We start from the raw sequence: 22,906 nt of genomic DNA on the forward strand, positions 1-22,906 counted from the left end.
GGTCCTGACCCGCGGATCTTCGAACCTCCAGACTTCGAGAAAGACTCACAGACTCATGGCGAACTACACCGCCGCCGACGTCAAGAAGCTCCGGGAGCTCACCGGCGCCGGCATGATGGACTGCAAGAAGGCGCTGGACGAGGCCGAGGGCAACGTCGAGAAGGCCGTCGAGGCGCTCCGCATCAAGGGCCAGAAGGGCGTCGCCAAGCGCGAGGGCCGCTCCGCCGAGAACGGCGCCGTGGTCTCGATCATCGCCGACGACAACTCCTCCGGCGTCCTCGTCGAGCTGAAGTGCGAGACGGACTTCGTCGCCAAGGGCGAGAAGTTCCAGGCCGTGGCCACCGCCATCGCCGAGCACGTCGCCAAGACCTCCCCGGCCGACCTCGAGGCCCTGCTCGCCTCCGAGATCGAGGCCGGCAAGACCGTCCAGGCGTTCGTGGACGAGGCCAACGCCAACCTGGGCGAGAAGATCGTCCTGGACCGCTTCGCGCAGTTCGCCGACGGCTACGTCACCGCGTACATGCACCGCACGATGCCCGACCTGCCCCCGCAGATCGGTGTCCTCGTCGAGCTCGACAAGCCGAACGCCGAGATCGCCAAGGGCGTCGCCCAGCACATCGCCGCCTTCTCGCCGAAGTACCTCTCCAAGGAGGAGGTCCCGGCCGAGGTCGTCGAGTCCGAGCGCCGCATCGCCGAGGAGACCACCCGCGCCGAGGGCAAGCCCGAGGCCGCGATCGCCAAGATCGTCGAGGGTCGCCTGAACGGCTTCTTCAAGGACGCCACGCTGCTCGGCCAGCCCTACGCGCTGGACAACAAGAAGTCCGTCCAGAAGGTCCTGGACGAGGCCGGTGTCACCCTGAAGCGCTTCACGCGCATCAAGGTCGGCATCTGAGTCCGTACCGCGACGGGCGCGCGACCCCGATAGGGTCGACAGCAGTCGTTCGGACACGCGTCCACGCACGCGCGCGTGCGGGACGACAGCAGATCTGACGAGGAGGCCATTGCCGCATGGGATGCGCAACACACCCCACCGGCAATGGCCTTCTTCGTATGTGCAACACGCGAAAGAGGCGGGATCCCCGATGACCACCAAGGCTGAGAAGAGCGACGACGGCAAAGTAAGCGGCCGGTTTCTGCTGAAGCTGTCCGGAGAGGCCTTCTCCGGTGGCGGGGGACTGGGTGTCGACCCCGACGTGGTGCACGCCATCGCGCGTGAGATCGCGGCCGTCGTACGGGACGGCGCGCAGATCGCGATCGTCATCGGCGGCGGCAACTTCTTCCGCGGCGCCGAGCTCCAGGTGCGCGGCATGGACCGTGCCCGTTCCGACTACATGGGCATGCTCGGCACCGTGATGAACTGCCTCGCCCTCCAGGACTTCCTGGAGAAGGAGGGCGTCGACTGCCGCGTGCAGACCGCCATCACCATGGGGCAGGTCGCCGAACCCTACATTCCGCTGCGCGCCGTACGGCACCTGGAGAAGGGCCGCGTGGTCATCTTCGGCGCCGGTATGGGCATGCCGTACTTCTCCACCGACACCACCGCCGCCCAGCGCGCCCTGGAGATCGACGCCGAGGCGCTGCTCATGGGCAAGAACGGGGTGGACGGCGTCTACGACTCCGACCCGAAGACCAACCCCGACGCCGTGAAGTTCGACGCGCTCGGCTACGGCGAGGTCATCACCCGGGAACTGAAGGTCGCCGACGCCACGGCCGTCACGCTCTGCCGTGACAACAGTCTCCCGATCGTCGTCTTCGAGCTCCTGAAGGAGGGCAATATCGCCCGTGCCGTCAAGGGTGAGAAGATCGGCACGCTGGTGGGCGACCAAGCCGGCCGCAGCTGACCGGGGGATGGACAATGTCCTGCCGGTCGGGAACCGTGCAGGAAGAAGACGCGACGCAGCCGGCTGCCGCCCCGCAAAGGCACCGCGGCCGGGCCTACTCAAGACACGCAGGAGCAAGTGGTGATCGAAGAGACCCTCCTCGAGGCCGAGGAGAAGATGGAGAAGGCCGTCGTGGTCGCCAAGGAGGACTTCGCCGCGATCCGCACCGGCCGTGCGCACCCGGCGATGTTCAACAAGATCGTGGCCGACTACTACGGTGCGCTGACGCCGATCAACCAGCTGGCCTCGTTCTCCGTGCCCGAGCCGCGCATGGCCGTGGTGACCCCGTTCGACAAGAGCGCGCTGCGCAACATCGAGCAGGCGATCCGCGACTCCGACCTGGGCGTCAACCCGAGCAACGACGGCAACATCATCCGCGTGGTGTTCCCCGAGCTCACCGAGGAGCGCCGTCGCGACTACATCAAGGTCGCCAAGACCAAGGGTGAGGACGCCAAGGTCTCCATCCGCTCCGTGCGCCGCAAGGCCAAGGACGCCATCGACAAGCTGATCAAGGACGGCGAGGTCGGCGAGGACGAGGGCCGCCGTGCGGAGAAGGAGCTCGACGACACCACGGCGAAGTACGTCGCCCAGGTGGACGAGCTCCTGAAGCACAAGGAAGCGGAGCTGCTCGAGGTCTGATGAACGACTCTTCCTGGGGGACGCCGCAGACCGGGTACTGGGGGCCGTCCGATCACGGGCCTGGCCGGGGGGCTGCCCCGGCGGGTCACGCGTACGATGCGCACAGCGCGCAGCAGACGCGCCCCATGCCCACGGTGCCCGACGTACCCGAACACGGCGGAGACCAGGAGGTGGACCGGGGGGCCGCTCGGCTGAGCGGCCCCTTGTTCCGAGACGAGCCGACGCGGGCCCGACCCCTCCCGGGGGAGGTGCCGCAGAATCCGGAGCCCATGCCCGACGCCCCGCAGCCGGCACCCGCACCGCAGAAGAAGAGCGCGGGACGCGACCTGGGCGCCGCGATAGGCGTCGGCGTCGGGCTCGGTGCGGTGATCGTCGCGTCGTTGTTCGTCGTCAAGGCGGTCTTCGTCGGTGTGATCGCGGTCGCCGTGGTGGTGGGCCTGTGGGAGCTGACCAAGCGGCTCGACGAACGCAAGGGCATCAAGGCGCCCCTCGTCCCGCTCGCGCTGGGCGGCGCGGCCATGGTCGTCGCCGGGTACGCCCGGGGGGCCGAGGGCGCGTGGGTCACCATGGCGCTCACCACGCTGGCGGTGCTGGTCTGGCGGATGGCGGCCCCGCCCGAGGGCTATCTCAAGGACGTCACGGCGGGGGTCTTCGCGGCGTTCTACGTGCCGTTCCTGGCGACCTTCGTCGCAATGATGCTCACCGCCGACGACGGTCCCTGGCGGGTCCTCACCTTCCTCCTGCTGACGGTGGTCAGCGACACCGGTGCGTACGCCGTCGGCTGGCGCTTCGGCCGGCACAAGCTCGCCCCGCGCATCAGCCCCGGCAAGACCCGCGAGGGCCTGCTGGGCGCGATCGGCTTCGCGATGGTGGCCGGCGCGCTGTGCATGCAGTTCCTCATCGACGACGGCAGCTGGTGGCAGGGTCTGCTGCTGGGCCTCGCGGTCGCGGCCAGCGCCACGCTGGGCGACCTCGGCGAGTCCATGATCAAGCGTGATCTGGGCATCAAGGACATGGGCACGCTGCTCCCGGGCCACGGCGGCATCATGGACCGCCTGGACTCCCTGCTGCCGACGGCGCCGGTGGTGTGGCTGCTGCTGGTGCTCTTCGTCGGGTCCGGCTGACCGGCACCTCCTCGAACGGCCTCCGCCCGATCCGGGCGGAGGCCGTTCGCCGTGCCGGCGCCAGGTGATCCGAAGCGTCCAGCGGGGCGCCGCCACGGCGGGGCGGAGCGACGGCAGGCACCACCGTGATTCGCCCTGTGCGTGGCGCGGGGCGTTCCTCGACCGGAGGGGACGGCGCGGGGTGCGCCGCCCCTGTGGTCCGTGGCACCGCGCGAAGGACCGCTCCGGCACGGCCGTGGGGTTGATCACCGGCCTGCTCCGGGCCCGGCCGGGTCACCCGAGTGGATCCGCGGCACTGGCAGCACCGTGCCCGAGCCCGGAGGACCGCCCAGTTGCTGACTCGCCCCTCCGACCTCGGGGTCCTCTCCTCCCGGACGCGGTGCTGCAGGTCCGTTGACGATGCCGCCACCAGCGCGGTCACAGCACCTGCGGTGGTCGTCAACCACGTCCCCCGCACATCCGTCCCAGGGATCGCTCCCGGACTCCTGTCCTCCTCACGCCCCTCAGGTCAGCCGTACTGCGCGATGTCGGGGGACAGCACCGCGTCCACTTCCTTCCGGGTCCGCTCCTGGCCCGATGGCATGGGATGCGCGTAGACCCGCGGTATCGGCCCGGGGCCGGAGTGCCCCCGTACTGGCTCACCGCCCTGATGCTCTCGCCGGCGTCCCACAACACCGAGGCGCAGGAGTGCCTCGGGGCGTGCATGCCGTGCTCACGGGCGGACTCGTACGTGCCGTCCCTCACCGGCCTGCGGGATCAAGCCGGCAGCCGCAGGAGCCGGCTTCCGTTCCTGGACCGTGACGTCGCTGCGCCGGACGAGTCCGCTCGCGGTGTCCGGTAGGGCCTCCCTGCTTCGTCAGGGGTCGGCCCCTCTGCGCCTCCGGGGGCCGCAACGAAGCAACGGCCCGGGAGCGGAACCCGCATAGCGCGGTGACGGTCAGGGCAATGCCCCGGCGCGTGGACCGGCCGGCACCGGGACGGAGGGGGCGCCGTCGCCGACCGCAGGCCCGGAGCAGCGTGCGCGGGGTGCTCCCCTCCCGCCCACCGTCGACCCAGGCAGAGCCGGGCGGACGCGGCCCCCGGCGTCCAGGTCGTTGTACGGTGGCGCGCTCCATCTGGACGTCGGGGCCCCGCGTCCGCTCCACGGTGTGCGGGGCGACGGCGGACGGGAGGGGGCCGGGGTCGGCAGTGGGCCGAGGAAGAGCGCGACGGCCGGCATGCGACCCGGCACTACCTGACCGCGCTCGTCCCCAACCGCCCGTACTGAGTAACCGGTTTCCTGACGCGTTCGGTCTCATCCTGCACGAGCAGGGACAGCAGGGAGGCTACGGGGAGGCCGGCCTCTGCCGGGTGGCGCAGCACCTTGTCCGGCTCAATGCGGTAGGTGTTCGTGCGTCCGTCGCGGGTGTGGGAGAGGTAACCATCCTGTTCGAGATCCGAAATGATCCGCTGGACGGCACGCTCGGTGAGCCGGCAGTGGGCGGCGATGTCGCGGATCCGAACGTTCGGGTTGTCGGCGATGACTGCAAGCACACGCGCGTGATTGGTGATGAACGTCCATCCGGTGTGAGGTTCGGGCACTCCAGCCATGCTCCGCATTTTAAGGCTCACCATTGCCGGAACGCGAATACGTGACATACTTTTCAGGTAATCGATGACCTGCTCCCATGAGGGAGCGGCGCAGCAGGAGGAGCCCGATGGTGCCCTGGGACGAGGCCGTCTCGCCGACGCTCATGAGCGACGCCGCCGAGAAGCCGGCACCAAGACGGGCCTTCGAGCATGTCCCGGAACAGGCCTCGGTGCACCAGTACGAACGGCGCGGTGCCTGGGTCGTCACCGCGCGCGGCTCCTTCGACACGCACACGGCCGGGCCACTGGCGGATGCGCTGAAGGCCGCTGTCGGACGGTATCCAAAGGTGGTGTTGGACGCCTCCGGCGTCACCTTCGCGGACTCGGCGTTTCTGAATCTGCTGATCCTCAACCACCAGATGGGCACCCTGCGCGTGGTCTCGCCGTCACGGCAGGTTCGGCGGCTCTGCGAGCTCACCGGTGTCGACACGGTTCTGGAGGTACGACGGACAGTGGACGACGCCGCCGACTCCTGAGGCGCCCTGCACCGGGCCCCTGGACGCGCGTCGAGGGGGTCGAGCGGAGCCGTCCTGGTCCTGGGAAGAGCGTGGCAAGCGATTCGGAGGTCGGGGCGCTTCCCCGGTCTCCTCCGATGCCGGACCCGACCTGTGCACGGGAGGCGACACACTCCAGGGCGGGTCGGCCCGGTGTCCGGCCGGCCGTGCCCCGGCCGTGCCCCCGGCCGTGCCCGATCGAGTGGTGAGCCGCGGGGAAAGCCGAACGCTGTCGGAGCCCGGGCACGCGCGGCCCCTGGCCGACTGCTCGGGTCAGGGGCCGTTCCCACCACCCCTCGCGCGAAGGCGGTGGGATGTGAACCCACGGTGACATCGCTGCCACGACGGTTTTCAAGATCGCGTCCGTTGGGTCATGAGTGGAAGTTCGCCCAGTACTCCTCGTGGCTCTTGGTGAAGTCGGCCGCGCGTTCCCGTCGCAACACCTCGTAGCGTGCGACGTAGGCGTCGAGGGCTCCACGCAACGAGCAGCCGAGGTGATCACGTAGCGTCTTCAGCCCGAGGATGATCTGCCCGGCGACGATCGCGTCGTCGGCCGCCTCCGCACCCGTCTCGCCACCGCCGCCAGGACCCATGGGGTGATCACATCCCACATCCATGGCCAGGTCAACGGGTTGTCCCGCAGTGCCCCCGGGCCGCCCCGGGCCTTCGAGGGGGACCGGCGACGGCGGACGGCGGCCGCCAGCGACAGGCGTCCGGACCGGCAGCCGCAGGTCACGCAAGTTGATCTGCGACACTGGTAGCACCATGCCCAAGCCCGGAGAACTCACCTTTGTCGCGCCGCGCGGAGCCAAGAAGCCCCCGCGGCACCTCGCCGACCTCACGCCCGCCGAGCGCAAGGAGGCGGTCGCCGCGGCCGGTGAGAAGCCGTTTCGTGCCAAGCAGCTCTCGCAGCACTACTTCGCGCGGTACGCGCACGACCCGGAGCAGTGGACCGACATCCCCGCCGGTTCCCGCGACAGGCTCCGGGAGGCGCTGCTGCCGGAGCTGATGACGGTCGTGCGACACCTGTCGACCGACCAGGGCACCACCCGCAAGACGCTGTGGAAGCTGTTCGACGGCACGCTCGTCGAGTCGGTGCTGATGCGCTACCCGGACCGGGTGACGATGTGCATCAGCTCGCAGGCCGGCTGCGGCATGAACTGCCCGTTCTGCGCGACCGGACAGGCCGGGCTGGACCGGAACCTGTCGACCGCCGAGATCGTGCACCAGATCGTGGACGGGATGCGGGCGCTGAGGGACGGCGAGGTGCCCGGTGGCCCGGCGCGGCTCAGCAACATCGTGTTCATGGGCATGGGGGAGCCGCTCGCCAACTACAACCGGGTCGTGGGGGCGATCCGCCGTCTGACCGACCCCGAGCCGGACGGGCTCGGCCTGTCCCAGCGCGGGATCACCGTGTCGACCGTCGGCCTCGTGCCGGCGATCCACCGGTTCTCCGACGAGGGCTTCAAGTGCCGGCTCGCCATCTCGCTGCACGCCCCCGACGACGAGCTGCGCGACACCCTCGTCCCCGTGAACACGCGGTGGAAGGTGCGCGAGGTGCTCGACGCCGGGTTCGAGTACGCGGCCAAGTCGGGCCGTCGGCTGTCCATCGAGTACGCCCTCATCCGGGACATCAACGACCAGGCCTGGCGCGGTGACCGGCTCGGACGGATGCTCAAGGGCCGGCCGGTGCACGTCAACCTCATCCCGCTCAACCCCACGCCCGGCTCCCGGTGGACCGCCTCCCGTCCCGAGGACGAGAAGGCGTTCGTGGAGGCGATCGCCGCGCACGGTGTGCCGGTGACGATCCGGGACACCCGGGGGCAGGAGATCGACGGGGCGTGTGGTCAGCTCGCCGCGAGCGAGCGGTAATGTGACTCGCGTAAGCACATCTTCATATTCCGACAGGGGAGCGCCACAGCGCTGAGAGTGCGGCACCGGCCGCAGACCCTCCGAACCTGGCCCAGGTCATTCTGGGTAGGGAGATCGGTCATCACTCGAGCTGTTGCGCCCTGCCCGGGACCCCGCAGAGGGGTTCCGGGCAGGGCCGCGTCTCTTCCTGGTCACTCCAGGAGGAATCAAGTGGGCATCACCAAGAAGGTCACGGCCCTGGCCGTCGGGCTGGGGCTGGTCACGCTGTCCGCGTGCGGGTCGTCCGGCGGCGACGCCGACGGCAGCGGCGGCGGGTCCGGGACCGTGACCCTCGTCAGCCACAATTCGTGGGCCGTGTCGAAGGACGTCGTCGCCGCCTTCGAGAAGCAGTCCGGCTACAAGCTCAGGGTCCTCGAGGACGGCGACGCCGGGCAGGCCGTGAACAAGGCGATCCTGACCAAGGACAACCCGCAGGGTGACGTCTTCTTCGGCGTCGACAACACCCTGCTGTCCCGCGCCCTCGACAACGGGCTGTTCCAGCCGTACGAGGCGAAGGGCGCGGACCTGATCCTGCCCGGGTACCGGGTGGACGAGGACGAGCACCGGGTCACCCCCGTCGACAGCGGCGACGTCTGCGTCAACTACGACAAGGCGTGGTTCGAGAAGAAGAAGCTGACCCCGCCGAAGACCTTCGACGACCTGGCCAAGCCCGCGTACAAGGACCTCCTCGTCGTCGAGAACGCCTCCACCTCCTCGCCCGGCCTCGGCTTCCTGCTCGGCACGGCCGCGAAGTACGGGGACGAGGGCTGGCCGGACTACTGGAAGAAGCTCAAGGCCAACGGAGTGAAGGTGGTCGACGGCTGGGAGCAGGCCTACAACGAGGAGTTCTCCGGCTCGGCCGGCGGCAGGAAGGCCAAGGCCGACCGGCCGCTGGTGGTGTCGTACGCCTCCTCGCCGCCCGCCGAGGTCGTCTACGCCGATCCGAAGCCGGAGACCGCCCCGACCGGCGTCGCCGAGGGCACCTGCTTCCGCCAGGTCGAGTACGCGGGGCTGCTGAGCAACGCGAAGAACCCCGAGGGCGGAAAGGCGCTGCTCGACTTCCTGATCAGCAAGCGGTTCCAGGACGACATGCCGCTCAACATGTTCGTCTACCCGGTGCGGGAGGCCGCCCAGGTGCCCGAGGAGTTCGTGAAGTTCGGGCCGCAGGCGAAGGACCCGCAGACCATGGACCCGGAGAAGATCGCCGCCCACCGTGACCAGTGGGTCAAGTCGTGGACCTCGCTGGTACTGAAGTGACGCGAGCCGCGGCCGGGCGGCGCGGGAGCGCGGCGCGGTTCGGCCTGATGGCCGTGCCCGTCGCGTTCTTCGCCGTCTTCTTCGCCTATCCCGTCACCGCGATCGTCGCGCGCGGACTGAAGGCCGACGGGACCTGGCGGCTCGGGCGGATCGGGGACGTCCTGGCACAGTCGGACGTCCGGCAGGTCCTGTGGTTCACCACCTGGCAGGCGCTGGCCTCCACCGCCCTCACCCTGCTGATCGCCCTGCCCGGCGCCCATGTCCTCGCCCGCTTCGACTTCCCCGGCAAACAGGTGCTGCGGGCCGTGGTCACCGTGCCGTTCGTGCTGCCGACGGTCGTCGTCGGCACGGCGTTCATGGCGCTCGTGGGACGCGGCGGGCTCCTCGACGAACTGTGGGGCCTGCGGCTGGACACCACGGTGTGGGCGATCCTGCTCGCGCACGTCTTCTTCAACTACGCCGTCGTCGTGCGCACCGTGGGCGGGCTGTGGTCCCAGCTCGACCCGCGGCAGGAGGAGGCCGCGCGGATGCTCGGCGCCTCGCGGTTCGCGGCCTGGCGCACCGTCACCCTGCCCGCGCTCGCGCCCGCCGTGGCCGCCGCCGCGCTGATGGTCTTCCTGTTCACCTTCACCTCCTTCGGCGTGGTGCAGATCCTCGGCGGGCCGACCTTCTCCACGCTCGAAGTGGAGATCTACCGGCAGACCTCCGAGATCTTCGACCTCTCCACGGCCGCCGTCCTGACAATGATCCAGTTCGTCGCCGTGGGCGCGATCCTCGCCCTGCACGCCTGGACCGTACGGCGCCGGGAGACCGCGCTGCGGCTGGTGGACGCCTCGGTGACCGCGCGGCGGCCGCGCGGCGCCGGGCAGTGGGCGCTGCTGGGCTCCGTCGTCGCCACCGTCGCCGTGCTGCTCCTGCTGCCCCTCGCGGTCCTGGTGGAGCGGTCCTTCGGGGCCGCCGGCCTCGGCTACTACCGGGCGCTGACCGAGGACGACGGGGGAGTGTTCCTGGCCGCTCCGATCGAGGCGGTCGGCAACTCGCTGCAGTACGCGGTCGCCGCCACCGCCATCGCCGTGCTGGTCGGCTCTCTCGCCGCCGTCGCGCTGACCCGGCGGGACGCGGGCCGGCTGGTGCGCGGCTTCGACGCGCTGCTGATGCTGCCGCTCGGGGTGTCCGCGGTGACCGTCGGCTTCGGTTTCCTGATCGCCCTCGACGAGCCGCCGCTGGACCTGCGGGCCTCCTGGATCCTGGTCCCGCTCGCCCAGGCGCTCGTCGGCGTCCCCTTCGTCGTACGGACCATGCTGCCGGTGCTGCGGGCCGTGGACGTACGGCTGCGGGAGGCGGCGGCGGTGCTCGGGGCGTCGCCGTGGCGGGCGTGGCGGGAGGTGGACCTGCCGCTGGTGCGGCGGGCGCTGCTGGTCGCGGCCGGGTTCGCCTTCGCGGTGTCACTGGGGGAGTTCGGGGCGACGGTGTTCATCGCGCGGCCGGAGAACCCCACCCTGCCGGTCGCCGTGGCGCGGCTGCTGGGACGGCCCGGGGACCTCAACTACGGCCAGGCGATGGCCCTGTCGACGATTCTGATGATCGTGTGCGCGGTGGCGCTGCTGGTGCTGGAGCGGCTGCGGACCGACCGGACCGGGGAGTTCTAGATGCTGCTGAGCCTTCAGGGCGCGACCGTCCGCTTCGGCGGGCGGGCGGTGCTGGACGACGTCGACCTGGGAGTCGCCGAGCACGAGATCGTCTGTGTGCTCGGCCCCAGCGGCAGCGGCAAGTCGACGTTGCTGCGGGCGGTCGCCGGACTGCAGCCCCTGGACTCCGGGCGGATCCGGCTCGACGGACAGGACCAGGCCGGCGTGCCCGCGCACCGGCGCGGGGTCGGACTGATGTTCCAGGACCACCAGCTCTTCCCGCAGCGGGACGTCGGCGGGAACGTGGCCTTCGGGCTGCGGATGCGCGGCGCGTCACGCGCCGAACAGGCGGACCGGGTACGGGAGCTGCTGGACCTCGTGGGGCTGCCGGGGGCGGCCGGACGCGCCGTCGCCGCGCTGTCCGGCGGCGAGCAGCAGCGCGTCGCGCTCGCCCGCGCCCTCGCGCCCAGCCCCCGGCTGCTGATGCTCGACGAGCCGCTCGGTCAGCTCGACCGGTCGCTCCGGGAGCGCCTCGTCGTCGAACTCCGGGAGCTGTTCGGCCGGCTGGGCACCACGGTGCTCGCCGTGACCCACGACCAGGGCGAGGCGTTCGCGCTGGCCGACCGGGTCGTGGTGATGCGGAACGGGCGGATCGCCCAGTCGGGGACGCCGCTGGAGGTGTGGCAGCGTCCGGCCGACGCGTTCGTGGCCCGCTTCCTCGGCTTCGAGAACGTCGTCGAGGCGACCGTCGCGGACGGCGTCGCCGTGACCCCCTGGGGCAAGGTGCCGGTGCCGGACGGCGCCCCGCGGGGCGCCCGCACGCTCCTCGTCCGGCCCGCCGGTGTCCGCCTGGTCCCGGCCGACGAGGGGCTGCGCTGCACGGTGACCGCGCGCACCTTCCGCGGCACCCACGTCGCCGTCCACCTCCAGCCGGAGGACGCCCCCCGTCTGGAGGCGGCCTGTGCGCTCAGGGCCGCGCCGGAGGCCGGGGACGAGGTCGGCGTGGAGTTCGACGCGGCGGAGATCGCGGTGCTGGGCTGAACGCGGAGGCGGCCCGCCCCCGGCAGGGGACGGGCCGCCACTGCGTGCGGGAGGCGTCAGCGCTGGCTGTTCGCCCCGCGGCGGCGCATGCCGAAGAAGACCGCGCCACCGCCGACCACGACCAGGGCGGCCGCGACGCCGGCGATCAGGCCGGTGTTGGAGTTGGCGCCGGTCTCGGCGAGGTTCGACTCACCGGCCGGGGAGGGCTCGTTGTTCGAGGTGTCCGCCGGAGCGGTGCTCTCGCTCTCCGACGCCGACGGGGTCGGCTCGGGCTCCTCCTCGGCCGGCGGGGTGGAGGAGGGCTCCGACGGGGTCGGCTCGGGCTCCTCCTCGGCCGGCGGCTCCTCCGCCGTCTTGCAGGCCGTCGCCGGGGTGACCAGGTTCGGCTTGATGTCCTCGTCGACGTAGGGCTTCGCGTCGACGTGGATGCGGTACTCGGTGTTCGGCTTCCAGTCCTCCTCGAAGGTGATGGTGGTGCCCTCACGGGAGCCCTTGACCACCTGCTCGCCGACCTGCTTGTCCTGCAGGAAGACGGTGATGGTGGCGGGGACGCCGGCCGGGTCCTTGTCGGTGACGGTGATGACGCCCTTGTCACCGACGCACTTGGCCTCGGCCGAGAACTCGCTGATGTTGCAGGCCGCCGCGTTGCCGGCGACGCCGATCGCGAGGGCGGCGGACGCGGAGACGACACCGAGGGCGCGCACGGAGCGCGCGACGGTACGACGGGGTACGGACAGAACTGCCACGTTTGTCCTTTACGGGAATGCGCAAATGCGGGGGGTTGAGGGAGTGTTGACGAAGCATCAGCACTCCCGTGTGGCTCCCAGGTCTATAAGCGCCACATAAGTAGTGTCAACGCATATGCCTATAGCGACGCCGGGCTTTGCCTTCTTATTAACCTGCCAGACGTTTCAAGGCCTCCGGGGCCTCCTCGATCCGGTCGACCAGGGCGATCCGGGCCTCCATCGAGCGCTCCCGGGCGAGCGACCGCAGCAGCGGCCAGGCGGGCAGCCGCTCCGTCCAGTGCGCCCGGTTCACCAGCACCATGGGGGTGGGTTCACCGCGCGACTCGTAGTAGTTGGGCGTCGCGTTGTCGAAGATCTCCTGTACGGTCCCGGCGGCGCCCGGCAGGAAGACCACGCCCGCGTTGCAGCGGGCCAGCAGCCCGTCCTCGCGGGTGGCGTTGGCGAAGTACTTCGCGATGTGCGAGGCGAAGGCGTTCGGCGGCTCGTGACCGTAGAACCAGGTGGGGATGCCGATCGAGTGGTTGCCCTTCGGCCAGCGGGCGCGCACCTCGAAGGCGGCGCGCGCCCAGTCGGTGATCGACGGCGTGAACGAGGGGGCGGACGACAGCAGTGCGCAGGCCTCGTCCAGCATGGCGTCGTCGTACGGGGCCGCGTAGGCGCCGAGGTTCGCCGCCTCCATCGCGCCCGGACCGCCGCCCGTCGCCACCGTGAAGCCGGCGTGGGCCAGCGCCCGTCCGAGCCGCGCGGCACCCCGGAACTCCTCGGTGCCGCGCGCCATCGCGTGGCCGCCCATCACGCCCACGACCCGGGCCCCGCGCAGGAGTTCGTCGAGGGCGTCGGACATGGAGTCGTCGTGGACCGCGCGCAGCATGGAGGCGAAGATGTCGCCGTCCGCCCCGGTCCGCCGGAACCAGGCGTAGCCCAGCGCGTCCGGGGTCGCCTCGTATCCCTTGTCGAGCGAGGCGAACAGGTCGTCGGGCGTGTAGAGGTGCCCCCGGTAGGGGTCGAAGGGCAGGTCCGGGACGGGCGGGAGGACCAGGGCGCCGTCGGCGCGCAGCTTCTCCGCCGCGTCGGGGCGCATCCGGCAGCCGAGGAAGACGGCTCCGGAGGTGTCGGTGGTGAGCAACTCCCGTGTGCGATCGGTCAGGTCGACGGACTGGACACGGAATCCGGAGAGCGTGCCGCGGGAGGAGACGACCGCGTCGAACTCCTCGAGCGTCTCTATCTCGCGGTCTCCGTGATGGACGGCATGGGCGGGACTCGTCTGCACCCGCCCATGCTAGGGCCGGTCGCGGAAGCCCCGTCCGCCGGGCGGCGCCGGGTGCGCGGTCCCCCGCACCCGGCGCCGCCCGGCCCGCCCTTCGGGCGGACGGCGGTGCTTTCCCGGCAGCCCCGGACCGGAGTGTTCCTCAGCCCTGCAGCGCCGCCGGGTCCATCCAGATGACCTCCCAGGTGTGGCCGTCGAGGTCGTCGAAGGCGCGGCCGTACATGAAGCCGTGGTCCTGGGTCTCGCCGGTGATCGAGCCGCCCGCCGCGACGGCCTTCTCCACCAGCTCGTCCACCTTCTCGCGGCTCTCCGCGCTCAGCCCCAGCAGCACCTCGCTGCTCCTGGTCGCGTCCACGATCTCCTTCTTCGTGAACTGCGCGTACTTCTGCCGGGTCAGCAGCATCGCGACGATCGTGTCGCTGATCACGACCGACGCGGCGGTCTCGTCGCTGAACTGCGCGTTGATCGAGTAGCCGAGCTCGGTGAAGAACTTCTTCGAGGCGTCGAGGTCGTCGACGGCCAGGTTCACGAAGATCATCTGCTGGTGCATGGCGGGGCCTCTCCCGTTCGGTTCCACGGTGTTCGTGGAGGTAGACCAAGGGGGCGCACGGAACTCATCGGCCCGCGGGGATTTTTTCGGACCGTTCCCGGACGGCCCGTTCAGCGGGCCAGCGGCCACACGGACAGCTCGGCCACGACCAGTGTCAGCGGCCCGAACAGGACCAGAAGCGCGCCCGCGCGGAGCGCGGCGGCCCGGCGCAGGGTCCCCGTGGCCGCCCCCAGGCGCTGCAGCGCGACGGTGGTGACGGCGCGGGCCTGCCTGGCCTCGACGGCGGCGGTCAGCAGTGTCGCCGTCGTGCAGCCGGCCACCAGCAGCACCCCGAGCGCGACGAGCGGCCCGGCGGGGGCGTCCTCGCGGTCGTGCAACGCGGCCAGGGCGTACGCGGCCGACAGCACCGCGCAGACCACGCCCAGCGGGCGTCCGATGCGCGTGGCCTCGGTCATGAGCACCCGTCCGGCCAGCAGCCGCAGCGCGCCGGGTCCCGCCGTCTGCAGCAGCCTGCCGCACAGATGGGTGAGTCCGGGACCGGCCAGGGCGAGACCGACGGCGGTCAGGGCCAGACCGAGCAGGGCCGAAGGCCGCTCGCCCGGGGCGCCCCCGCCGCCCGTCCGGCTCGCGAAGGCCTCCACGGCCAGCCCCACCGCCAGCACCGAGACGCCCCACGGCAGCCCGGACGGGGGCGCCGTCGGCACGGGGGGCCCGGCGTCGGCGTCCGTCCCGGGGACCTCCCGCGCGGTGTCCCCCCGCTCCGGCGCCGCCCCGGCCGTGCGCCGGCCGCGGGCCGCCGCCCCCAGCTGTCTGCCGAACCGGCCGTACGCTCCGAACGACTCCCGGACCGGTGTCCGCCGGTACGCGCCGAACCTGCCGTACGCCCGTCCCGCGCGGGCCGCGCCCGTCACCGGACCGCGCGGCCGCAGCGACACCGCCACGGCCGCCGACGCGCTCAGCGGCACCAGGGCCAGCAGGGTCAGGGCCGCCGGCAGCGGCAGCGGCCGGCCGGTGGCGAGGAAGTCCCTCGCGGCGCCGTCGAGGGGGATGCCGGTGAGGTCGCCGCGCAGCTGGAGGAAGACCAGCAGGGCCAGCGCCGAGCCCAGCGCGCAGGACAGCGCCGTGGTGGCCGCGGAGATCACCATCAGCCGGGCGGGACCCAGGCCGACCGCCGACAGGCCGGGCCGCGGCCGGGCGCCCGGATCGGTGCGGGCGACCGCGACCGCGAAGTGCACGGTGGCCGCCATCGGGACCGTGCACCAGGCCAGCCGGAGCGCCGAGGACGACGGGCCGGGGTGTACCAGCGCGTGGCCGAGGGCGCTGAGCAGCAGGAAGCCCGTGCCCGCGGACGCGGCCACGACCAGGAGACGGCGCAGCTGGACGGCGGGGTGGGCGCCTCGGGTCAGACGGAGAGCGAGCACGTCGCCCGGCCTTCCGTCGCGGCCGTCCCGGAGACCGGCGGCAGGTGTACGGTGCGCACGCGCCGCCCGTCGAGCAGCGACACCGTGCGGTCGGCGAGGGCCGCGGTCCGCGCGTCGTGGGTCGCCAGGACCACGGTGATGCCGTGCGAGCGGGCCGCCGTGGTGAGCGTGCGCAGCACATGGGCGCGGTCGACGCGGTGCAGCGGGGCGGTCGGCTCGTCGGCGAACAGCACCGAGGGCGCCGGGGCGAGGGCGCGGGCGACGCACACCCGCTGCCGCTCGGCGTGCGTCAGCTCTCCGGGGTGCTTGCGGGCCCCGTCGCCGATGTCGAGGCGCTCCAGCCACTCCAGGGCCGCCGTTCTCGCACGGCGCCGGCCGGTGCCGCGCAGCATCAGGGGCAGGGCGGCGTTCTCCCAGACGTTCAGCTCGGGCACCAGCACCGGTTCCGGGTCGATCCAGCCGAAGTGGTCCCGGCGCAGCCGCTCACGGGCGGCCGGGCTCATGGTGTGCACCGGCACGCTGTTGAACCAGACCTCGCCGCTCCCCGCGGCCAGCAGGCCGGACAGACAGCGCAGCAGTGTCGTTTTGCCACTGCCGCGCGGGCCGCCGACGGCGAGGATCTCCCCCTCCCGGACGCCGAGCGAGACCCCGCTCAGTCCGGGTGAGCCGTCGTCGTGCCGGTAGTGCAGGGCTCGTGCCCAGAGCACGTCGTTGTCGGGTGGGGCCACCATGGGCGTACACCTCGGTTCAGATCGGAAGTGCCGTGCTGCGTCCCCCGGACGGGGGGACGAGAGCGCAGGCCGCCGGTCACGGTTCCACGCGGCGTCGTGCGCCGTGGACAGCGCGTTGCGGGAACCGAACACGTGCTGCCTCCTCGGCGCTGTCGCCGTCCGGGCCGGGACCGGCCCGGACGGTGTCGGTCGCGTGGGACCCCGCGGTCCGGCCGGGCGACGGGGCGGCGTGAGCCGGGAGGTCCCGTCGTCCCGGGCGGGGCGGAGTCAAGGGGCACGCTAGGCAGGCCGTGGCACGTGGCCGGAGAGCAACACGGCCCCGTGCCGTCCATTCTCACTCGAACGGGCGGCACGGGGCCGGTGTTGATCATTCAGAAGGAAGATCGGAACCCCGGTCGGCCTACAGCTTGGTCCAGGCCTCCGAGAGGGTCGCGCGCAGGATCTGCTCGATCTCGTCGAAGGTCTCCTGGTTCGAGATCAGCGGCGGGGCGAGCTGGACGACCGGGTCGCCGCGGTCGTCGGCACGGCAGTACAGGCCGTTCTCGAAGAGCTTCTTCGACAGGAAGCCGTACAGCACGCGCTCGGTCTCGTCGGCGTCGAAGGACTCCTTGGTGTTCTTGTCCTTGACCAGTTCGATGCCGTAGAAGAAGCCGTTGCCGCGGACGTCGCCGACGATCGGCAGGTCGTGCAGCTTCTCCAGGGTCGCGCGGAAGGCGCCCTCGTGGTCCAGCACGTGCTTGTTCAGGCCCTCGCGCTCGAACAGGTCGAGGTTGGCGAGGCCGACCGCGGCGGAGACCGGGTGGCCGCCGAAGGTGTAACCGTGCAGGAAGGTGTTCTCGCCCCGGTAGAACGGCTCGGCCAGGCGGTCGGAGACGATGCACGCGCCGATGGGGGAGTAGCCCGAGGTCATGCCCTTGGCACAGGTGATCATGTCGGGGACGTAGCCGAACTTGTCGCAGGCGAACGTCGTGCCGAGCCGGCCGAAGGCGCAGATGACCTCGTCGGAGACGAGCAGCACGTCGTGCCGGTCGCAGATCTCGCGCACCCGCTGGAAGTAGCCGGGCGGGGGCGGGAAGCAGCCGCCGGCGTTCTGCACCGGCTCCAGGAAGACGGCCGCGACCGTGTCCGGGCCCTCGAAGAGGATCTGCTGCTCGATCTGGTCGGCGGCCCAGCGGCCGAACGCCTCGGGGTCGTCGCCGTGGATCGGCGCCCGGTAGAGGTTGGTGTTGGGCACCTTGTGCGCGCCCGGCACCAGCGGCTCGAACGGGGCCTTCAGGGCCGGCAGTCCGGTGATGGACAGGGCGCCCTGCGGGGTGCCGTGGTAGGCGACCGCGCGGGATATGACCTTGTACTTGGTCGGCTTGCCGGTCAGCTTGAAGTACTGTTTGGCGAGCTTCCAGGCGGTCTCCACCGCCTCGCCGCCGCCGGTGGTGAAGAAGACCTTGTTGAGGTCGCCCGGGGCCTCGTGCGCGAGCCGCTCCGCGAGCTCCACCGCCTTGGGGTGGGCGTAGGACCACACGGGGAAGAAGGCCAGCTCCTGGGCCTGCTTGGCGGCGGTCTCCGCGAGTTCCTGACGGCCGTGGCCCGCCTGCACCACGAACAGGCCGGCGAGGCCGTCGAGGTAGCGCCTGCCCTTGTCGTCGTAGATGTGGGTGCCCTCGCCCCGGACGATGGTGGGGACGGGCGAGTTCTCGTACGAGGACATGCGGGTGAAGTGCATCCACAGGTGGTCGTACGCGGACCTGCTGAGGTCCTCGGTGCGGTCGGTGCTCACGGTTATCGGGTTCCCCACATGTAGGTCTGCTTCTTGAGCCTGAGGTAGACGAAACTCTCGGTGGAGCGCACCCCGGGGACGGCCCGGATGCGTCCGTTGATGACCTCCAGGAGGTGGTCGTCGTCCTCGCAGACGATCTCGACCATGAGGTCGAAGGACCCCGCGGTCATCACCACGTACTCGCACTCGTCCATGGCGGCCAGCGCGTCGGCCACGGACTCCACGTCGCCCTCGACGTTGACCCCGACCATCGCCTGGCGGCGGAAGCCCACGGTGAGGGGGTCCGTGACGGCGACGATCTGCATCACGCCCTGGTCGAGGAGCTTCTGGACGCGCTGGCGCACGGCCGCCTCCGACAGGCCCACGGCCTTGCCGATGGCGGCGTAGGGCCGGCGGCCGTCCTCCTGGAGCTGCTCGATGATGGCGAGGGAGACGGCGTCCAACTGGGGACCGCCGCCGTTCTTGGACTCGCGGGAGTCCTTCGGGTCTGCGCTTCGACTGGCCACGGTGCCACTGTGCACGACGTATCGACAGTTTCGCAAGGCTCGATCGATGAAATTCGTTGTCTGTGATGCCGAAGCTTGCGGATTTCGCAGGAGCGGGACGGGCGGGGGTGTTGAAAACGTCAGCCCTCGGTCTAGGGTGGGTGTCTCAGAGGTTGGACAGTCGACATTTCTCGACACCCCAGACACCACAGACACCTCGGACACCCACGAGGAACACCAGGAGGGCCTGCAATGAGCACCGAGCTGCGTCGTCTGCGCAACTACATCGGCGGGGAGTTCCGGGACGCCGCCGACGGACGGACCACCGAGGTGGTCAACCCCGCGACGGGCGAGGCGTACGCGACCGCTCCGCTGTCCGGACGGGCGGATGTGGACGCCGCGATGGCCGCCGCCGCCGAGGCGTTCCCCGGCTGGCGCGACACCACCCCGGCCGAGCGCCAGAAGGCCCTGCTGAAGATCGCGGACGCCTTCGAGGAGCGCGCCGAGGAACTCATCGCCGCCGAGGTGGAGAACACGGGCAAGCCCGTCGGGCTGACCCGCACCGAGGAGATCCCGCCGATGGTGGACCAGATCCGCTTCTTCGCGGGCGCGGCGCGGATGCTCGAGGGCAAGGGCGCCGGCGAGTACATGGAGGGGCTGACCTCCTTCGTGCGCCGTGAGCCGATCGGCGTCTGCGCCCAGGTCGCGCCCTGGAACTACCCGATGATGATGGCCGTGTGGAAGTTCGCCCCGGCGATCGCCGCGGGCAACACGGTCGTCCTGAAGCCCTCGGACACCACCCCGGCCTCCACGGTCCTGATCGCCGAGATCCTCGGCTCGATCCTGCCCAAGGGCGTCTTCAACGTCGTCTGCGGCGACCGGGACACCGGCCGCCTGATGGTCGAGCACCCCATTCCGGCGATGGCCTCCATCACCGGTTCGGTGCGCGCCGGCATGTCCGTCGCCGAGTCCGCCTCCAAGGACCTCAAGCGGGTCCACCTGGAGCTGGGCGGCAAGGCGCCGGTCGTCGTCTTCGAGGACACCGACATCGCCAAGGCCGTCGAGGGCATCTCCGTCGCCGGTTTCTTCAACGCCGGCCAGGACTGCACGGCCGCCACGCGCGTCCTCGTCCACGAGTCCATCCACGACGAGTTCGTCTCCGCGCTCGCCAAGGCCGCCGCCGACACCAGGACCGGCATGCCGGACGACGAGGACGTGCTCTTCGGTCCGCTCAACAACCCCGGCCAGCTCGAGCAGGTCGAGGGCTTCATCGAGCGGCTGCCGGCGCACGCGCGGGTGGTCGCCGGCGGCAAGCGCGTCGGCGACAAGGGCTTCTTCTACGCCCCGACCGTCGTCTCCGGCCTCGACCAGGACGACGAGATCATCCAGAAGGAGGTCTTCGGTCCGGTCATCACCGTCCAGTCCTTCACCGACGAGGACCAGGCCGTCGAGTACGCCAACGGCGTCGAGTACGCGCTGGCCTCCTCGGTGTGGACCAAGGACCACTCCCGCGCGATGCGGATGTCCAGGAGGCTGGACTTCGGCTGCGTGTGGATCAACACCCACATCCCGCTGGTCGCGGAGATGCCGCACGGCGGCTTCAAGAAGTCCGGCTACGGCAAGGACCTCTCGGCGTACGGCTTCGACGACTACACGCGGGTCAAGCACGTGATGACGTCGCTCGACGGATAGGTGCCGAAGTCCCGGCCCCGGACGGTGCGCCACCGTCCGGGGCCGAGGTGCCTCCAGGGGTGGGCCCTGTTTTTGAACATGTTCAACTCTCGGCGTACGCTGCTGCCATGAGCGACAGAGCCGCCCTGCTCAAGGGCATCCGCGCCTGGCTGGTGTTCTTCGTCGTCTGCCTGGTGCTCAGCGGCGCCACGGCCTTCCCGCTGGTGCACGAACTGCGCTGGACCGAGGAGGTGCTCCGGTCCCTGTCCGTGCCGGAGCACCTCCCCGCCCTCATGGAATGGATCGAGCGCGTGCGCGGGGGGCTCGACACCGCCGACGCCGAGTACCCGTTCCTCCTCTACGGCACCGACTGGCTCGCCTTCGCACACCTCGTGATCGCGGTCGCCTTCCACGGCCCCTACCGCGACCCCGTCCGCAACATCTGGGTGATCGAGTTCGGCATGATCGCCTGCGCCGGCGTCGTCCCGCTCGCCCTGGTCTGCGGCCCGGTCCGCGGCATCCCCTTCTGGTGGAGCGTCATCGACATGGCGTTCGGCGTGTTCGGCGTGATCCCGCTGTACGCCGTACGCCGGAAGATCAAACGGCTGGAGGCGCTCACACCGAACACGGCACCGGCCCTCGCTACCTGAGGGCGGCCGCCTTGATGCGCTCGGCGACCGGATTCGACGCCGTGTCCTTCGCGTCGGTGTCGGAGAGCGAGTACACGAGGGTGAAACCCAGGTCCTCGGTCGCGGCGATCGCCGTGCTGTAGCCGGGGCGGGCACCGCTCTTGCCCCAGTAGACCGTGCCTTGGAGCTCCAGGCGGGTCAGGCCCGCGCTGTAGGCGGCGCCGTCGATGTCCGCCGGGACCGTGAACATCTCCCGCAACTGCGGTTCGGGCACGATCCGTCCGCCGAAGAGGGCCGTGACGAGCCGCTCCAGGTCGGCGGTGGTCGAGATCATGTCCCCGGCCGCCCAGCGGTCGGCCACGTTCCACTCGGTGACGTCCACGAGTCGGGTCGTTCCGTCCGGCCGGGGCACCGCCTGGTGGCCGCGGTGGTGCGGTCCGCGGATGCGGGGGTCGGTGCCGGGGAAGTACGTGTGCTCCATCCCGGCGGGACGCAGTACGAGCCGGGTGGCCGCGGAGGCGTACGACCGCCCGGTCACCTTCTCGATCAGCAGGCCGAGGATCGTGTAGTTGATGTTGAGGTACTGCTGCTCATCACCGGCCTTGAACGCCGGTCCCCGCGCGACCGCCGACTTCACGACCCGCCGCGGGGTGAGCGTGTCGTAGCGGTGGGCGTACTGCTCCTCGAAGGTGTCCCCCCAACTGACGCCCGGCTGGATGCCGCTGGTGTGGTTCAGCAGGTTCCGCACGGTGACGGGCGTGGTGAACTCGGGGCCGAGCAGGCCGGGCAGGTAGCGCTCGACGGACGCGTCGAGGTCGACCTCGCCCTGCGCCGCGAGCCGGAGGACGGCGGCGGCCGTCACCACCTTGGTCGTCGAACCGGCCCTGAACCGCGCGTCCGGGTCGGCCGCCCGGCCGCTCACCAGGTCCCGCACCCCCGAACTGCCCTGCCAGGAACCCTCGGTGCCGCCCAGTCGGACCAGTGCGGCGGTCGTGGTCGCGTCGGGCAGCCCCTCGATCGCCTCGCACAGCGCCTGGTGGGACGGCGCGGTGGTGCACACGGGTGCCCGTGGGGCGGGCGAGGCGAAGGCGGGTGCGGCGAGCGGGCCCGCGCCCAGGGCGAGGACGAGGGAGGCGGCGAGCAGGGTGGTGCGGCGGCGGGCGTGCATCGGCTGCTCCTCGGGGGAGTTCGGCGGGAGGACGCGATCATCCTCCGGCCGTGCGGGCCGCCTTCGGATCGTCACCGGGGAGGGCGGCCGCCCTGGCGTACCCCTGACAACTCCCCCGGACGCGCAGGGGAGTTGTCAGGGGTTGCCCCTAAGGTGCCTCCCGCCCCGGCCGGCCCCCGGCCGCACGCAGCGCGCACAGGACGTCGATGCGGTTGGTGGTGATCGAGTCGACGCCCAGGGCCAGCAGGCGGCGCATGGAGCGGCGGGTGTCCGGGGTCCAGACGGAGAGCAGGTGACCGGCGCGGTGGACACGGTCCGCGAGGGCGCGGTCGACCAGGCCGAAGCGGTAGTTCAGCCAGCGCGGACGGATCGCCTCGAGCAGACCGGCGCGGACCGGTGCCCGGGTCGTGCGCGTGAGCGCGATCTCGGCGGACGGGTCCGCCGCCCGCACGGCGAGCATGGCGGGGGCGCCCGCGCAGTAGTAGACGCGGTCCCGGGCGTCCCGCTCGCGCACGGCGTCCACGACCCGGCGCACCGCGCGGACGTCCGGCGCGCCGGGCAGGTCGATCATCACCCGGCCGCCGTCCGTCGCCGCCAGCGCGGCGGAGAGCGTGGGCACCCCGTCGTCGGTGACCCCGCGCACCTCCTCCCACGTCAGCGACCGCAGCGGACGGTCGTGTCCCCAGAGCCGTTTCAGCGTGTCGTCGTGGAGCAGCACCGGGACGCCGTCCCGGGTGAGGCGCACGTCGATCTCGACCGCGTCCGCGCCCCGGCGGAGCGCGGAACGCAGCGAGGCGAGGGTGTTCTCGCGGACGCGGTAGGGGTCGCCGCGGTGGGCCACGGCGGTCACGTTCTGCACGG

22 protein-coding genes and 1 riboswitch are annotated in these 22,906 nt (G+C 71.4%); of the genes, 11 read left to right on the forward strand and 11 right to left on the reverse strand.

What is annotated here, in order from left to right; translation table 11 throughout:
* Nucleotides 1-55 precede the first annotated feature (55 nt).
* The 4 genes from tsf to ABTY20_RS07595 all read left to right on the forward strand — a co-directional run bounded on the left by tsf (nucleotide 56) and on the right by ABTY20_RS07595 (nucleotide 3,643).
* Nucleotides 56-892: a translation elongation factor Ts gene (tsf, locus tag ABTY20_RS07580; RefSeq protein ID WP_351996033.1), complete on the forward strand. Its 837-nt coding sequence runs from the start codon at nucleotides 56-58 to the stop codon at nucleotides 890-892.
* A gap of 190 nt (nucleotides 893-1,082) precedes the next feature.
* Nucleotides 1,083-1,841 (forward strand): UMP kinase, encoded by a 759-nt coding sequence (gene pyrH, locus ABTY20_RS07585; RefSeq protein ID WP_351996034.1) that lies wholly within the window; start codon nucleotides 1,083-1,085, stop codon nucleotides 1,839-1,841.
* Nucleotides 1,842-1,961: 120 nt separating this feature from the next.
* The gene (gene frr, locus ABTY20_RS07590; RefSeq protein WP_131559753.1) at nucleotides 1,962-2,519 is read left to right on the forward strand and encodes a ribosome recycling factor; all 558 of its coding nucleotides are present in this window, start codon (nucleotides 1,962-1,964) and stop codon (nucleotides 2,517-2,519) included.
* Nucleotides 2,519-3,643: a phosphatidate cytidylyltransferase gene (locus tag ABTY20_RS07595; RefSeq protein ID WP_351996035.1), complete on the forward strand. Its 1,125-nt coding sequence runs from the start codon at nucleotides 2,519-2,521 to the stop codon at nucleotides 3,641-3,643. Before frr ends, ABTY20_RS07595 begins: the two co-directional genes overlap by 1 nt.
* A 1,230-nt stretch (nucleotides 3,644-4,873) precedes the next feature.
* On the opposite strand, the gene ABTY20_RS07605 is transcribed toward ABTY20_RS07595, so the two are convergent.
* Nucleotides 4,874-5,233, reverse strand: coding sequence for a helix-turn-helix transcriptional regulator (locus ABTY20_RS07605; RefSeq protein ID WP_351996036.1), 360 nt, complete (start codon nucleotides 5,231-5,233; stop codon nucleotides 4,874-4,876).
* 107 nt (nucleotides 5,234-5,340) lie between these two features.
* Between ABTY20_RS07605 and ABTY20_RS07610 the strand changes: the two genes are divergently transcribed.
* Nucleotides 5,341-5,748 carry an STAS domain-containing protein gene (locus ABTY20_RS07610; protein WP_351996037.1) on the forward strand — a complete coding sequence of 136 codons (408 nt, stop codon included), beginning with the start codon at nucleotides 5,341-5,343 and terminating at the stop codon, nucleotides 5,746-5,748.
* A 389-nt stretch (nucleotides 5,749-6,137) separates the two neighbouring features.
* Here the strand turns inward: ABTY20_RS07610 and ABTY20_RS07615 are convergent, their stop codons facing one another.
* Nucleotides 6,138-6,359, reverse strand: coding sequence for a hypothetical protein (locus ABTY20_RS07615; RefSeq protein WP_351996038.1), 222 nt, complete (start codon nucleotides 6,357-6,359; stop codon nucleotides 6,138-6,140).
* A 172-nt stretch (nucleotides 6,360-6,531) separates the two neighbouring features.
* Here ABTY20_RS07615 and rlmN point away from each other — a divergent pair, with 172 nt between their 5' ends.
* The 4 genes from rlmN (at nucleotide 6,532) to ABTY20_RS07635 (ending at nucleotide 11,603) form a co-directional block, all read left to right on the forward strand.
* Nucleotides 6,532-7,638, forward strand: a complete 1,107-nt coding sequence (gene rlmN, locus ABTY20_RS07620) for a dual-specificity RNA methyltransferase RlmN (RefSeq protein WP_351996039.1) — start codon at nucleotides 6,532-6,534, stop codon at nucleotides 7,636-7,638.
* Nucleotides 7,639-7,662: 24 nt separating this feature from the next.
* Nucleotides 7,663-7,768: riboswitch (TPP riboswitch) on the forward strand.
* Between the two features lie 80 nt (nucleotides 7,769-7,848).
* Nucleotides 7,849-8,934, forward strand: coding sequence for a thiamine ABC transporter substrate-binding protein (locus ABTY20_RS07625; protein WP_351996040.1), 1,086 nt, complete (start codon nucleotides 7,849-7,851; stop codon nucleotides 8,932-8,934).
* A gap of 47 nt (nucleotides 8,935-8,981) precedes the next feature.
* Nucleotides 8,982-10,583 (forward strand): ABC transporter permease, encoded by a 1,602-nt coding sequence (locus ABTY20_RS07630; protein WP_502991761.1) that lies wholly within the window; start codon nucleotides 8,982-8,984, stop codon nucleotides 10,581-10,583.
* Nucleotides 10,584-11,603 (forward strand): ABC transporter ATP-binding protein, encoded by a 1,020-nt coding sequence (locus ABTY20_RS07635; protein ID WP_351996042.1) that lies wholly within the window; start codon nucleotides 10,584-10,586, stop codon nucleotides 11,601-11,603.
* A gap of 56 nt (nucleotides 11,604-11,659) precedes the next feature.
* Here ABTY20_RS07635 and ABTY20_RS07640 read toward each other — a convergent pair whose 3' ends face one another.
* From ABTY20_RS07640 to ABTY20_RS07670, 7 genes are all read right to left on the reverse strand, one after another.
* The gene (locus ABTY20_RS07640) at nucleotides 11,660-12,349 is read right to left on the reverse strand and encodes an LAETG motif-containing sortase-dependent surface protein (protein WP_351996043.1); all 690 of its coding nucleotides are present in this window, start codon (nucleotides 12,347-12,349) and stop codon (nucleotides 11,660-11,662) included.
* A 148-nt stretch (nucleotides 12,350-12,497) separates the two neighbouring features.
* Nucleotides 12,498-13,619 carry an LOG family protein gene (locus ABTY20_RS07645; RefSeq protein WP_351996044.1) on the reverse strand — a complete coding sequence of 374 codons (1,122 nt, stop codon included), beginning with the start codon at nucleotides 13,617-13,619 and terminating at the stop codon, nucleotides 12,498-12,500.
* A gap of 139 nt (nucleotides 13,620-13,758) precedes the next feature.
* Nucleotides 13,759-14,166 carry a VOC family protein gene (locus tag ABTY20_RS07650; RefSeq protein WP_351996045.1) on the reverse strand — a complete coding sequence of 136 codons (408 nt, stop codon included), beginning with the start codon at nucleotides 14,164-14,166 and terminating at the stop codon, nucleotides 13,759-13,761.
* A gap of 110 nt (nucleotides 14,167-14,276) precedes the next feature.
* Nucleotides 14,277-15,587, reverse strand: coding sequence for a hypothetical protein (locus ABTY20_RS07655; RefSeq protein ID WP_351996046.1), 1,311 nt, complete (start codon nucleotides 15,585-15,587; stop codon nucleotides 14,277-14,279).
* A complete protein-coding gene (locus tag ABTY20_RS07660; RefSeq protein WP_351996047.1) occupies nucleotides 15,569-16,318 on the reverse strand; it encodes an ABC transporter ATP-binding protein in 750 nt (249 codons plus the stop codon). Before ABTY20_RS07660 ends, ABTY20_RS07655 begins: the two co-directional genes overlap by 19 nt.
* A 400-nt stretch (nucleotides 16,319-16,718) precedes the next feature.
* A complete protein-coding gene (locus ABTY20_RS07665) occupies nucleotides 16,719-18,092 on the reverse strand; it encodes an aspartate aminotransferase family protein (protein ID WP_351996048.1) in 1,374 nt (457 codons plus the stop codon).
* 2 nt (nucleotides 18,093-18,094) lie between these two features.
* On the reverse strand, nucleotides 18,095-18,613 hold the full coding sequence (locus ABTY20_RS07670) for an Lrp/AsnC family transcriptional regulator (RefSeq protein WP_351996049.1): 519 nt from the start codon (nucleotides 18,611-18,613) through the stop codon (nucleotides 18,095-18,097).
* 216 nt (nucleotides 18,614-18,829) lie between these two features.
* Here ABTY20_RS07670 and ABTY20_RS07675 point away from each other — a divergent pair, with 216 nt between their 5' ends.
* Together ABTY20_RS07675 and ABTY20_RS07680 are read left to right on the forward strand one after the other, a co-directional pair.
* A complete protein-coding gene (locus tag ABTY20_RS07675) occupies nucleotides 18,830-20,269 on the forward strand; it encodes a gamma-aminobutyraldehyde dehydrogenase (protein WP_351996050.1) in 1,440 nt (479 codons plus the stop codon).
* A 107-nt stretch (nucleotides 20,270-20,376) separates the two neighbouring features.
* Nucleotides 20,377-20,898 (forward strand): hypothetical protein, encoded by a 522-nt coding sequence (locus ABTY20_RS07680; RefSeq protein WP_351996051.1) that lies wholly within the window; start codon nucleotides 20,377-20,379, stop codon nucleotides 20,896-20,898.
* Here the strand turns inward: ABTY20_RS07680 and ABTY20_RS07685 are convergent.
* Together ABTY20_RS07685 and ABTY20_RS07690 are read right to left on the reverse strand one after the other, a co-directional pair.
* Nucleotides 20,891-22,045 carry a serine hydrolase domain-containing protein gene (locus ABTY20_RS07685; protein WP_351996052.1) on the reverse strand — a complete coding sequence of 385 codons (1,155 nt, stop codon included), beginning with the start codon at nucleotides 22,043-22,045 and terminating at the stop codon, nucleotides 20,891-20,893. The genes ABTY20_RS07680 and ABTY20_RS07685 overlap by 8 nt on opposite strands.
* A 148-nt stretch (nucleotides 22,046-22,193) precedes the next feature.
* On the reverse strand, nucleotides 22,194-22,904 hold the full coding sequence (locus tag ABTY20_RS07690) for a glycerophosphodiester phosphodiesterase (protein ID WP_351996053.1): 711 nt from the start codon (nucleotides 22,902-22,904) through the stop codon (nucleotides 22,194-22,196).
* Nucleotides 22,905-22,906: the final 2 nt, after the last annotated feature.

The organism is Streptomyces sp. NPDC126497 (assembly GCF_040302425.1).
GTDB lineage: Bacteria > Actinomycetota > Actinomycetes > Streptomycetales > Streptomycetaceae > Streptomyces.

Bases quoted from the DNA above. Each gene is read 5' to 3' on its own strand.
- ABTY20_RS07635 (WP_351996042.1), top strand. From the start codon at position 10,584: ATGCTGCTGAGCCTTCAGGGCGCGACCGTCCGCTTCGGCGGGCGGGCG.
- rlmN (WP_351996039.1), top strand. From the start codon at position 6,532: ATGCCCAAGCCCGGAGAACTCACCTTTGTCGCGCCGCGCGGAGCCAAG.
- ABTY20_RS07605 (WP_351996036.1), bottom strand. From the start codon at position 5,233: ATGGCTGGAGTGCCCGAACCTCACACCGGATGGACGTTCATCACCAAT.
- ABTY20_RS07650 (WP_351996045.1), bottom strand. From the start codon at position 14,166: ATGCACCAGCAGATGATCTTCGTGAACCTGGCCGTCGACGACCTCGAC.
- ABTY20_RS07675 (WP_351996050.1), top strand. From the start codon at position 18,830: ATGAGCACCGAGCTGCGTCGTCTGCGCAACTACATCGGCGGGGAGTTC.
- ABTY20_RS07685 (WP_351996052.1), bottom strand. From the start codon at position 22,045: ATGCACGCCCGCCGCCGCACCACCCTGCTCGCCGCCTCCCTCGTCCTC.
- ABTY20_RS07630 (WP_502991761.1), top strand. From the start codon at position 8,982: ATGGCCGTGCCCGTCGCGTTCTTCGCCGTCTTCTTCGCCTATCCCGTC.
- tsf (WP_351996033.1), top strand. From the start codon at position 56: ATGGCGAACTACACCGCCGCCGACGTCAAGAAGCTCCGGGAGCTCACC.
- ABTY20_RS07660 (WP_351996047.1), bottom strand. From the start codon at position 16,318: ATGGTGGCCCCACCCGACAACGACGTGCTCTGGGCACGAGCCCTGCAC.
- ABTY20_RS07615 (WP_351996038.1), bottom strand. From the start codon at position 6,359: ATGGGTCCTGGCGGCGGTGGCGAGACGGGTGCGGAGGCGGCCGACGAC.
- ABTY20_RS07595 (WP_351996035.1), top strand. From the start codon at position 2,519: ATGAACGACTCTTCCTGGGGGACGCCGCAGACCGGGTACTGGGGGCCG.
- pyrH (WP_351996034.1), top strand. From the start codon at position 1,083: ATGACCACCAAGGCTGAGAAGAGCGACGACGGCAAAGTAAGCGGCCGG.
- ABTY20_RS07680 (WP_351996051.1), top strand. From the start codon at position 20,377: ATGAGCGACAGAGCCGCCCTGCTCAAGGGCATCCGCGCCTGGCTGGTG.
- ABTY20_RS07610 (WP_351996037.1), top strand. From the start codon at position 5,341: ATGGTGCCCTGGGACGAGGCCGTCTCGCCGACGCTCATGAGCGACGCC.